Annotated in this window: 10 protein-coding genes; 5 read left to right on the top strand and 5 right to left on the bottom strand. The window is 58.8% G+C overall.

Annotated features, from left to right (window positions below; all coding sequences use genetic code 11):
* Nucleotides 1-400: 400 nt before the first annotated feature.
* From JF545_RS19520 to JF545_RS19500, 5 genes are all read right to left on the bottom strand, one after another.
* A complete protein-coding gene (locus JF545_RS19520; protein WP_261315868.1) occupies nt 401-1,366 on the bottom strand; it encodes an AEC family transporter in 966 nt (321 codons plus the stop codon).
* A gap of 224 nt (nt 1,367-1,590) precedes the next feature.
* The gene (locus JF545_RS19515; RefSeq protein WP_206944823.1) at nt 1,591-1,782 is read right to left on the bottom strand and encodes a hypothetical protein; all 192 of its coding nucleotides are present in this window, start codon (nt 1,780-1,782) and stop codon (nt 1,591-1,593) included.
* Nucleotides 1,783-2,007: 225 nt separating this feature from the next.
* The gene (gene gltS, locus JF545_RS19510) at nt 2,008-3,213 is read right to left on the bottom strand and encodes a sodium/glutamate symporter (protein WP_206944822.1); all 1,206 of its coding nucleotides are present in this window, start codon (nt 3,211-3,213) and stop codon (nt 2,008-2,010) included.
* A 174-nt stretch (nt 3,214-3,387) separates the two neighbouring features.
* Complete coding sequence (gene hutG, locus JF545_RS19505) at nt 3,388-4,338, bottom strand: formimidoylglutamase (protein ID WP_206944821.1); 951 nt, start codon at nt 4,336-4,338, stop codon at nt 3,388-3,390.
* Nucleotides 4,335-5,045: an IclR family transcriptional regulator gene (locus JF545_RS19500; RefSeq protein ID WP_206944820.1), complete on the bottom strand. Its 711-nt coding sequence runs from the start codon at nt 5,043-5,045 to the stop codon at nt 4,335-4,337. The genes hutG and JF545_RS19500 overlap by 4 nt, the downstream gene beginning before the upstream one ends.
* A 378-nt stretch (nt 5,046-5,423) precedes the next feature.
* Here JF545_RS19500 and JF545_RS19495 point away from each other — a divergent pair, with 378 nt between their 5' ends.
* The 5 genes from JF545_RS19495 to JF545_RS19475 all read left to right on the top strand — a co-directional run bounded on the left by JF545_RS19495 (nt 5,424) and on the right by JF545_RS19475 (nt 10,355).
* Nucleotides 5,424-6,266 carry an ABC transporter ATP-binding protein gene (locus tag JF545_RS19495; RefSeq protein ID WP_206944819.1) on the top strand — a complete coding sequence of 281 codons (843 nt, stop codon included), beginning with the start codon at nt 5,424-5,426 and terminating at the stop codon, nt 6,264-6,266.
* Nucleotides 6,263-7,096 (top strand): ABC transporter permease, encoded by an 834-nt coding sequence (locus JF545_RS19490; protein WP_206944818.1) that lies wholly within the window; start codon nt 6,263-6,265, stop codon nt 7,094-7,096. The genes JF545_RS19495 and JF545_RS19490 overlap by 4 nt, the downstream gene beginning before the upstream one ends.
* Nucleotides 7,097-7,257: 161 nt before the next feature.
* On the top strand, nt 7,258-8,151 hold the full coding sequence (locus tag JF545_RS19485) for an ABC transporter substrate-binding protein (RefSeq protein WP_224851999.1): 894 nt from the start codon (nt 7,258-7,260) through the stop codon (nt 8,149-8,151).
* A 72-nt stretch (nt 8,152-8,223) separates the two neighbouring features.
* Nucleotides 8,224-9,012: a sulfite exporter TauE/SafE family protein gene (locus JF545_RS19480; RefSeq protein WP_206944817.1), complete on the top strand. Its 789-nt coding sequence runs from the start codon at nt 8,224-8,226 to the stop codon at nt 9,010-9,012.
* Nucleotides 9,013-9,050: 38 nt separating this feature from the next.
* Nucleotides 9,051-10,355, top strand: coding sequence for an amidase (locus JF545_RS19475; protein WP_206944816.1), 1,305 nt, complete (start codon nt 9,051-9,053; stop codon nt 10,353-10,355).
* Nucleotides 10,356-10,438: the final 83 nt, after the last annotated feature.

Genomic DNA, 10,438 nt, shown 5'->3' with positions numbered 1-10,438 from the left:
CGCGTACCACCTCTGTAGGCAGCGCTGCCATTCACCGCTTCCTGCGTCCGGTGTGCTACCAGAACCTGCCCGACAGCCTGCTGCCTGACGCGCTGAAAGACGGCAATCCGCTCAAGCTCCGTCGTCTGGTGGATGGCAAGCGCGAGTCCTGATGCGGATCTAGCTGGCACTATCCCTATCCCTCAAGAGGTAACCAAGGCCCGGTGATACTATCACCGGGCTTTTTCATGGCCTTGGCATAGGAGCCATCTTGTGAAGCGCCAGAAGTGTCTCATTCAGTGAGGTTGCCTGGGATGTCGTGCGCCAGATTGCGGCTCTTCTGGTGCCCCTTCTTGTGGCAAGTGTGGCGTCAATTCATCGCGAGTGATCAATTGCGTGCCACTGGCATGTGCTAAGGCGTCTAGATCAGACGCCAAACACTCAGCAGCAGTAGCCCCAGGCTGATGGTGACGATGCTCAATAGGGTGCTGAGCATGATGATATTGGCAGCGAGGCGTTCATTGGCACCCGCGCCGCGAGCCATCACATAGGCAACTGCGGCGGTAGGACTGCCCAGAAACAGGAACAGCATGCCAAGTTCGGTATCTCGATAGCCTGCTGCCAAGGCCAGGCCAACGCCGATGGCTGGCATCAGTACAAGTTTCCACAGGCTTGCGGATAGGGCCAGGGCTCCGCTTTCCCTGGCGGCCTTGATGCTCAGGCTTCCGCCAATGCAGATCAAGGCCAGCGGCAGCGATAGAGAGGCCAGGTAGTCGCCTGACGTCATCAGCCAGCTTGGCAGATCGACGTGCAGGTAGGTCAGCGGCAGAGCAGCAGCGATACCGATGATCAGCGGGTTGGTGGCGACGTCCTTGAGGATATCCAGCGGACGCGAGCTGACGACGGGGCTGTAGACGGACAGCACGATAGCTGACATGACCAGGTTTACGATAATGATGCCGCCGGCCATGATGCTGCCCAGTGATAGCCCGGTGCTGCCGTACATGTTGGCCGACAGGGCAAGACCGACGATGCCGCAGTTGCCGCGAAAGGCGCCTTGTACATAGACCCCGCGGTCCTCCCTGGGGCAGCGCCACAGGGCCCAGGCCCAGATGATAAAGAAGATGACCGCAGAGATGCCCAGATAAAACGCTACCAGCCCGAGCTTGAGGTCATCCCCCGGGGTGGCCCGCAACAGACTCAGGAACAGCAGGGTCGGCATGGTGACCCGAAATACCAGGCTTGACGCTGTGTTCACGAAGGACTGGTCGATCCAACCCAGGCGCCTGAGGGCTGCGCCGATGAATACCATGGTAAAGACCGGCAGACTGACGCCTAGGGTGCTGGACAGTAGTGGCAGATCGATGACAGGACTCCTCGTCGACAAAGTGCTTTTAAATACTATGTATGATTAATTGTCTCGGGAAAAGAGGATATCGTCCTGAGTCTTCTGGAGACCTTGCAGGGCAGGGGGGTCGTTAGGGCGTGTCGTTAGAGCGGGCTGGTTGTTTGGGCGTCATGAGAACGGGTCGCTAAGGCGAGCGTCAAGCCGCTGGCAGGAGCCCGCCGAGGCATCCAGATAAGATGCCTGGCAGGCCGGATCAATGCGCTTCAAGCGTCGTGGGTGTCAGTTGCTTTTTCGTCACTTTTTTCGCTGAGGTCATCATCCCGGGTGGTGACGGTGGTTACCGTCGCCACCGGGGTGGCTGCCGGCGGAGCCTGGGTGGTTCGCACGTCGACCCAGTGGAGCAGGGCAAGTTGTGCAAACAGCGCCGTGAAGCAGATCAGAAGGGGCTTGAACATGGGGCGTCAGTCCTGAGAAATCATATAAGGTAAATTTAACACGACTTTGGCCGCCATCGCTGCTGCTATCTCTAGCTCTCCTGGTCTCTCGGCTCTCTTAAACCTCTTCAGCCCCTTGAGCCTCTTGATCCCTTGAGCCTCTTGATCCCTTGGGTGCCTTGGTCTTACGGGGCCGTTGGCCAGCCCCTGTTCGACATGGTCAGCCCAGGCGCCTGCTGTAGCTGATCAGGCAAAGGCATTCAGGCACCAGGTGATGGCCGGAATGGCCACGATATCGATCAGTACCGCTCCGCATAAGGGAACGATGATGAAGGCCTTATGGGAAATGACGCGATAGTGATCGCAGACGGCGCTCATGTTGGCGACCGCGTTTGGGGTGGCCCCGAGGCCATGACCGATGAAGCCCGCCGTCAGCACGGCCGCGTCATAGTTGCGTCCAAGCAGGCGGAACAGGACAAAGATCGCCAGCATGACAATGGCCAGCGTCTGGACCAGAAGTATCAGCAGCAACGGGCCGCCCATCTCCTGCAGCTGCCAGATCTTCAGGTTCATCATCGCCATGGTCAGGAAAATGCCCAGTGCGACGTCCCCTACGCTGGACAGGGCATTGTCCGGGAGGCTGATCCATTGAAAGCGATCGTTGAGGTTACGCAGCAGGATCGCCACGAACATGGCGCCGACGTAGCTTGGCAAGATGATGCCGAGCTGACTGGACAGCAGACCCTTGAACCAGACTCCCAGCACCATGACCGGTACGACCACGGCCAGCACGTTCAACAGGACACGGCCGTCAAGCTGTCCCTGGGTCGGGCGCTCAGCTTCGGCAAGACGCTCCAGGTCATGGACGTCTTCGCTGACCAGCGGCAGTTGGCGACGGTCAATGATCCAGCGGGCGATAGGGGCGCCGATCACGCCACCGACGATCATCCCGAAGGTCGCCGACACAATCGCCGCAGTGGCAGCGCCCTGTGCACCCAGGGCTTCGGCTTCGGGACCGAAGGCAGCAGCAGCACCGAACCCGCCCTCAAGCGAAGTGGCGCCGGCCATAAGCCCGATCAGAGGGTCCAGGCCGAGCAGGCTGGCCATGCCAATACCCACCCCATTTTGCATCAGCGCCAGTAGCCAGCAAGCCACCAGATAGACACCTAGCGCCTTGCCCCCCTTTTTCAGTAGCGCAAGGCTGCCGCCCAGTCCTACGGTGGTGAAAAAGGCAATCATCAGTGGGCTCTGCATGGCGGTATCGAGCTCGAAGGTGACGATCCCCATGTCACGCAGCAGCCACGCGAGAAGGGCGAAGCCAAAGCCACCGATGACCGGCGTGGGAACGCAAAAATGCTCTAGCCAGTTCAGACGACGCTTCAGCCCAGCGCCTGTGGCAAGTAACAGCAAGGCCAATGCTGTGGTGGCCACAGCATCGAGAGTAATGTGCATGAGTGTGCTCCAGCGGTTTTTGTGCTGCTTCGAGGCAGCGGAGTGAAGGCCGGTGGCGTTCCCTTGTCAGCGTCTGCCGGGGCGGCTGGCAGGACGTCCACCATGGCAGGGTGTTGTCTTGTCGTTTGTCGTTTCGGTATGGCGTCGTTGCGCCTTGCAGGATCGGCGCTGAGATCAGCGGGCCAGTCGCTCGATCAACCGCGCGGCGACTCGAGCGGTGCGGGAGTCGTTATCCAGGCTCGGGTTCATTTCGGCGACATCCACGACCGGCAGCTCAGTGCGGGACGACAGGTGATCGATGACGTCCTCGATGAAGGACAGTTCGATACCTCTGGCGGATGGCGCGCTGACGCCAGGAGCGACCCAGGCGGGAAGAGCGTCCAGACAAATGGTCAGATAGACCATGTCTACCTGGGACAGCAGTCGATCCAGTGCGTCCATGACGCTAGGGCTACTGATAGAACGGCAGTCCTCATCCAGGACCCAATCGACGCCCAGCGCCTCGGCACGATCAAACAGCGCCTGAGTGTTGCTCGAACGGCTCACCCCCAGGCAGGTATAGCGGAACTCGACGCCCTGCTCGGCACATAGCTCTGCGCACTGTCGAAACGGCGTACCGGAGCTGGCGACGCTGGACTGGCGCAAGTCGAGGTGTGCGTCCAGGTTGACGATGCCGATCCACGGGGGGGATTGACGCTGTTGGGCATGCTGCAGGAGTCCGGAAAAGCTGGCAAAGGCGATTTCGTGTCCTCCGCCGAGGCCAATGACCCGATGCCCTTGGTCCAGCAACTCCGTCACTTGATCAGCGAAGGCCCGCTGGGCATGTTCCAGTTCATCACCGTGGCAGCTGATGTCGCCCGCATCGTACACCGGAGTGTGGAGATGAAAGGCCAGGTTGGACAGCTGACGCCGGATGGCCAGGGGGCCCTCACTTGCTCCAGTGCGACCCTTGTTGCGGGCAACTCCCGCATCCGAGCAGAAGCCCACCAGTACTCGGCCAGGTGCTGAGGCCTCGGCGACGGGACGCACGACTTGATGCCAGCGTAGTGACTGGCCAATCTCTTCGCTGTCGATTCGCCCATGCCATGACCATGGGGCCTGTGAACACTTGCTGCTACTCGTCACTCCAGTAGTTCTCCTAGTCGAAGCGCACTATTGCGGGCCTGGTCTGCCAACCAGGCGGTCTTATGGCGAACTCGAGCCTCTGGTGCCATCAGACTGACGACAGCCTTGAGCTTGCCGCGAGCGGAGAAGACTGGGGCGCTGGCACCCCAGATGCCTCCGTCGATCTCACCTAGGCTGGTGGCGACCCCCTGGGCACGTATCTGCTCGAGTCCTGTGAGCGCGTCGCTCTGTTCCTTTGGCGTTCGTAACGCCAGCGCCATGGCTCTTTCCTCGTCACTCATGAACGCAAGCAGTGCACGGGCACTGGCGCCTTTCAGCAGGGGCTGAACCTGGCCGCGGTGGTAGCAGCAGCGCAATGGCTGTGAGCTGTCGATCATGTCGACGCACAGCGCGTGATCGCGCACGGGCACCAGCAGGGCCGACCCTTCCTCAGTCAGGTCGGTCAGCTCCATCAGCACGGGACGCGCCCACTTGAGCAAGTCGTTGCTGCGCTCAAAGCCTTGCTGCAGCCGCACAGCCTGCGGGCCTGGGGCATAGGTCCCACCTTCCCGCTCACTGACCATTCCCCAGGCCAGCAACTGACGCAGGTGACGATAAGCGGTGGACGTGGGTTGCTGAGTTTGAGCGGCTAGCGCCTTCACCGTCATGGCACCGCCTTGATTGGCGAGGCAGCAAAGCAGTGCCAGCATGCGGTCGGAAGGAGTCATGGCGTACCTCGTATTTTGATAAATGGTATATGGCAAAAGGATTACTGAAGAAACACTGTTATCAATTTATGAGAATGACAAGCCCTAGACTTTAGTTTGACTTAGGGCGTGCAGGAGCGAGGCGAAACGCCTTCTAGGAGCAGCGACGCAGCGCAACGAAGAGGAGCGCGAGGTGTCGCCACCGGTATTGGCAGATCTGGTGCAATGCCAGCGCTGCAGTGCACCACAGGTGAACATTTCACCTGCTTTGTCTGACATTTGCTGTGCCCTGATGCTAATTATTGCTTTGATTGAAAAAGGAAAATTTCCGGGTGGCACCGTAAATGCCTAATAAGAAATACATAATTCAAGACTCTGCCCTTGCTCAGGAGGTAGTAGATGAACGCCCCAGCTGTGCGTGCTTTTTCTACGGAAGACCTTGAGTCGACCCCGCCAAGTCGAGAAAGTGTGATTTCCCTTCAAGGTGTGAGGAAGACATTTCACAGCTCTGACGGTGGCGCTGTCGAAGTGATCCGAGATATTACTCTGGATATAAAAAAGGAGGAGTTTGTCAGCATCGTGGGCCCGAGTGGGTGTGGGAAAAGCACGATGTTCAATATTATATCCAGCCTGCTTGAGCCCACGGATGGTGTCATTGAACTCAGTGGGCGAGACCCTCATTGTGGCGCACGAATCGGCTACATGCTGCAACGTGATCTTCTGTTTCCATGGCGAACTATCATCGATAACGTATGTCTTGGATTGGAAGTTCGCGGAGTGTCAAAGTCGCGTCGCTATGAAATGGCCAAGGATCACTTGTCTCGTTATGGTCTGGCGGACTTTGCTGATCAATATCCGGGTACGCTTTCTGGGGGGATGCGTCAGAGGGTGGCGTTGATCCGCACGCTCATTACCGAGCCTGACCTCATTCTTCTGGATGAACCCTTTTCGGCACTCGACTACCAGACGCGGCTTGTTCTGGAGGAAGAGATCGTATCGATTCTAAAGGAACACAAGAAAACCGTGGTCCTGATTACCCATGATATTGGCGAAGCTATCGCCATGTCGGACCGCGTCGCAGTGATGACCAAGCGCCCAACATCCGTAAAAAAGGTGTATGACGTTGGGTTGTCCCGTGAGCTTGGCTCGTGCCTCAAGGCTCGCAGTGATGTTCGATACCAGACCCTTTTCGATCAGATCTGGGAGGATTTGGACATCCAGGTCGCGGGAGGTGCCGCATGAGCGATGCTCAGACCTTTACCCATAGGATTCAGGCAGGTAGCAACAAAGACATCAGTGAAGCATCGAAGAGATCGGTGCTGCTGACGGACAATCTATGGCGTGGTGCAGGGATAGCTCTGCTCGTTGCGCTGTGGCAAGTGGGAGTCAGCGTTGGCTGGATCAATCCCTTCTTGATGGGGTCGCCATCCGGGATTGCCGAAGAAGCGCTTCGTCTGCTTCAGTCAGGTCAGCTACTGGACGATACCCTGGCGACCGTGTCTGCCACGATTGCGGGGTTCTTGCTGGGTAGCGTGCTTGGCTCGATCTGTGGCTTGTTGCTCTGGTTCTCGCGTACCACTGCCCGAATCATTGACCCGTTTATGGTTGCGCTGAATGGGCTGCCTAAAATCGCCTTGGCCCCGATGATCATCATCTGGTTTGGCTCCGGCATGTTTTCAAAGATCATGCTGGCATTCGTAGCCACCTTTGTCGTGGCTCTGCTGTCCGCTTATCAGGGAACCCATCAGATTGATGGAAATATGATTAATCTGATGAGATCGCTAGGAGGTTCCCGGCGGGAAGTGTTCACGAAAGTCGTGGCTCCGGCAACGTTGCCGTGGATCATCTCTGCCTTCCGCTTGAATATTGGTTTTGCCCTAATCGCCGAGATTGGTGGTGAGTTTATCTCATCGGACCGTGGATTGGGTCGAATGATTTTTGTAGCGGGAAATCTCTTTAATCTCAACGTGGTCTGGGTAGGCGTTATCGTGCTCATGATGGTCGCCATTGCTCTTTATGTGGTGGTGTCCAAAGTGGAAAAGCGGTTGCTTCCCTGGGACCACGCGAGGTGAGGTGTGATAACGACGCAGGTCGTTGATGCTGCAGTGATACTGTTGAAAAAATAACGACAAGGAATGAAATCAGTATGAATGCTTTCTTCTGCTCCAAGAAAATGATGGTGGGTCTCGGTCTTGTTGCTGGTATGTCCTCTTTCCAGGCACACGCTCAGGAGATGGACACAATCCTCATCAACGAAGCCTTCCACTCCCTACTCTACTTGCCGGTATATGTGGCCAAGCACGAAGGACTTTTCAATGAGTACAACATTGACGTGCCTGTCGTGCGCTCAGCCGGATCGGGGCCAGCGGCATTGGCATCGGTACTGGCGGGGGAGTCTCAGTTTTCTGTTCACGGTCCAGAGCATGTTGGCTTTGCCCAGGAACAGGGAGGGAGCGGCAAAGCCATCAGTGCGGTAGCCAACAGTGCACCGGTGTGGGTACTGGCAAGTCCCGACCTCGACTATAGCTCGCCCGCAGACTTGGCCGGCAAGGAGGTCGTGGTCGGGTTGGCGCCAGGTACGTCGAATACGCTCATCAAGCGTCTGATCGAAGATGCCGGGGTGGACGGCGAGGTCCAGATAACAGAAGTACAGAATGGCTCTGAGCTTGGGCCGGTGCTGTCCGGACGCGGCGACATCGCCGTGGCGTACCAGCCCCAGGTCGAGCAGGGTATTTCCCAGGGACTGGAGATTATCCATGCCTTCACTGATGACTATCCCGAGTATGCGTTCTCGACCATCAATACCTCCCAGGAAATGATTGATGATAATCCAGATCTTGTCTTGCGCTTCGTCAATGCGATCAATGATTCGCTGGCCTTGATTCATACCGACGCTGACGTGGCCAAGGCCGTGGCGCGCGAGGAGTTCGGTGACCTGTCCGGCGAGGTGGTCGACGCGGCGGTGCAGCGCATGATCGACAACAACGTCTATCCGGAAAGCGTGACGATTACCGAAGACGCCTTTACCAACGCCATCGAGATGCAGCAGTTCGTTGGCAACATCGAAGGCGAGATGTACTACGAAGATATCGTGGATGACTCCTTCGCCGCCAAGGTCGTGAACTAGGACCAGCGTGTCGCAGCGCGGATCGCAAAAGCCCGCGCTGCGACCCGCGCTGAGACAGAGGAGGGTGACATCATGCTGGCGGCCTTGTTGTTCTTCTGTGCAGTGGGTGGGGTTGCTGGGCTTGCCGCGGGACTCTTTGGCATCGGTGGAGGCGTCATCATCGTGCCTGCACTTGCCTCGGCACTGGCGTTCAAGGGCGTTGATGAGGCTCTCATCATGCATCTCGCGATTGGCACATCGCTGGCCATCATCGTGGTGACTGGTGCCTCTTCAGCGTTTGGACACTGGAAAAAAGGAGCTGTGTCGCGGGACCTGCTGGTGCTGATGCTACCTGGGCTGATGTGCGGTGCGGTACTTGGCGGTTTGGTCGCCGATCACTTGGATGGTCGTCAGCTGGAGCGCTTTTTCGGTGTATTCATGCTCCTGCTTGCAGCGCACATGCTGCTTTCCAAGAGGGTAAGCGAGAAAGCCCATGTCTCGGGGAGGCCGGCAATGTTTGCTGCCGGCACCACCATCGGTACCTTCTCCGCACTGTTTGGCGTGGGTGGCGGTGTCCTGAGTGTGCCTTGGCTTGCCCGCAATGGCGCAGGGCTGACCCATGCGATTGGTACCTCGGCCGCCTGCGGGCTGCCCATTGCCCTCGTCGGCGCCTTGACCTTCATGATGACGGGTCTTGGCCATGCTGGCCTACCCGAAGGAAGTCTCGGCTATCTCTATTTGCCTGCCTTTGCAGGCGTTGCCATGTTCAGCGTGCCGGCCGCCAGGTGCGGCGCCAAGCTGGCGCATTACCTGTCGCCTGAGCGACTGCGAACGCTATTTGCCCTGGTCATGGTGGTGGTGGGGATCACCCTGGTGCTCTGACCATGCCTCAACGAGTGACTTACACTAAGGAATATCGGATGCCGACTGCACCGAAGAGCATTACCGCGTTTCACCAGAACCACCGGGGAGCTGCGGCGAGCGGACTGGACTGGTGGCATCAGTGCGTAGCGCAGATTGAGCGTGTCGAGCCCGAGGTAAGGGCCTGGGAGGCGCTGGCCACAGAACCTCCCCCACTCGACCCTACGCTGTCTGACCGGCCTTTGTTCGGTGTCCCGGTAGGCATCAAGGACATCATTGATACGAGGGACCACCCTACGGCATGGGGCACGGGGGGGTATCTTTGTTCGTCTGAATCGCTGGTTGACGCGTCTCTGGTGTCGCTGCTCAAGCAGCAGGGTGCGCTGATCATGGGCAAGACAGTGTCTACCGAATTTGCGTATTTCACCCCGGGCAAGACACGCAATCCCCATGACACCTCGCGCACGCCAGGAGGGTCTTCCAGTGGCTCGGCAGCGGCGGTGGCCGCCGGTATGGTGCCCGTCGCGTTTGGTACACAGACAGCTGGCAGCATGATTCGACCTGCGAGTTATTGCGGTGTCTACGGCTTCAAGCCCACCTTCAACACGCTCAGCACCGCCGGTGTCCGCGGCTTCGCGCCATCTTTGGACACCATCGGCTGGTTCGCGCGTAGCGTCGAGGATGTCAGCACCGTGTTCTCGAGTTTGACGGGAGCGGACAGCATCCGCCCGGCGAGCAGCCTGAAGGGGCTGCGCCTCGGGGTGTTCAGTTTGCCCTCGGCCACGACCATGAGCACGGATGTTCAGCGGGTACTCGCTGAGGCAGAAGCCATGGCGAGGCACGCAGGGGCAGAGATCGTTCCTCTGGCGCTGGGCAGCGATATCGAATGCTTGGTGGAGGAGCAGAAGGTGGTGATGGCTTACGAGTCAGCCAGGACGCTGGCAAGTGAGTATGCCGCCTTTGCGGACCAGATGGGGCCCAAGCTGGTCGAATTGATCGAGGAAGGCCGAGCTATCGGCTGGTCGCGCTACCGTGATGCCATGCGCCGCGCGGCTGCGGCTCGCCAGTCATTGTCGCGGGTGTTGACGACTCAGGTCGACGGCATTTTGGCAGCCAGTGCTACAGGCGAAGCGCCGTTGGGCATCGACGCGACAGGGGACCCCCTTTACTGCCGCGCCTGGACGCTATTGGGCGTCCCTTGCCTGAACCTGCCCATCGGACAGGGTAGCCAGGGCATGCCGATCGGGGTGCAGTTGATCACGGACCGCTGGGCGGATGAGAAGCTGCTGGCCATGGCTGGTGCGTTGGTAGCGCAAGCCAGTGAGCGTCAGCCCCATGCGCTTGAGGGCATCGCGCCAGTCTGACGGTGGCTGACGAGGTCAACGGCTTTACCACAGCGGCCGTCTCTCTGGCGATCTCTCTGGCGGACATTGTCAGCGGGTACATG

It is taken from the genome of Halomonas litopenaei (assembly GCF_017303055.1).
Taxonomy (GTDB): domain Bacteria; phylum Pseudomonadota; class Gammaproteobacteria; order Pseudomonadales; family Halomonadaceae; genus Halomonas; species Halomonas litopenaei_A.
This window is presented reverse-complemented; position numbering and strand designations above follow the sequence as displayed.